An 893-nucleotide genomic window follows, 5' to 3' on the forward strand; every position below is an offset into this window, starting at 1 on the left:
AGCCGGTGCGCGAAGCGGTCCAGCAGCCGCCGGGTCACCCGGGGGGAGACCACGGCGTCCCCCCGGGCCACGTCGCGGATCGCCCCCAGCAGCTCCTCCGGCCGGCTGTTCTTCAGCAGGAAGCCGGAGGCCCCGGCCCGCAGCGCCTCGAAGGCGTACGCGTCCAGGTCGAAGGTCGTGAGCACCAGCACCCGCGTCCCGGGCACCTCGCGCAGCAGCCGCCGGGTCGCCTCGATGCCGTCGGTGCCCGGCATCCGCACGTCCATCAGCACCACGTCAGGCCGCAGCCGCCGCGCCAGCTCCACCGCCGCCGCCCCGTCGGCCGCCTCCCCGACCGGCTCCATGTCCGGCTCGGCGCGCAGGATCATGCCGAACGCCAGCCGCAGCAGCTCCTCGTCGTCCACCAGCAGCACCCGGACGCTCACGGCGCGCCCCCGGGATCCAGCCGTACGAAGACCCGCCAGCCGCCGCCCGGCCGCGGGCCCGCCTCCAGCACCCCGCCGAAGGCCGCGGCGCGCTCCCGCATCCCCGCCAGGCCCCGCCCGGACCCGGCGGATCCGGCGCGCCCGGCGGATCCCGGCCGCCCGGTCCCTCCGGCCCGACCGTCGTCGGTCACCTCGACCGTGACCGCCCCCGGCGCGCAGGCCACCCGCACCTCGGCGCGCGACCCCGCCGGCGCGTGACGCAGCGCGTTGGTCAGCGACTCCTGGACGAGCCGGTGCACCGTCAGCTGCGCCGCGGCCGGCACCCCGGCGGCCTCGCCGTCCACCCGCAGCCGGGTCACGAGGCCCGCCGCCTCCATCCGCTCGCACAGCGCCCCGAGCTGCCCGATCCCCGGCGGCGACCGCCGGTCGTTCCCGGGCCCCGCGTCGGGCCCCGCGTCGGGCCCGGCG

At 79.5% G+C, this 893-nt stretch carries 1 protein-coding gene and 1 pseudogene; both read right to left on the reverse strand.

Annotation, left to right across the window (positions count from 1 at the left end; all coding sequences use genetic code 11):
- Nucleotides 1–368, reverse strand: a pseudogene (locus tag ABD308_RS05165) (response regulator); the annotation flags it as partial.
- Between the two features lie 53 nt (nt 369–421).
- A partial coding sequence (locus ABD308_RS05170; RefSeq protein ID WP_344326754.1) for a sensor histidine kinase occupies nt 422–893 on the reverse strand: 472 nt, incomplete at its 5' end.

The sequence above is a fragment of the Kitasatospora putterlickiae genome (genome assembly GCF_039527695.1).
GTDB classification, from domain to species: Bacteria; Actinomycetota; Actinomycetes; order Streptomycetales; family Streptomycetaceae; genus Kitasatospora; species Kitasatospora putterlickiae.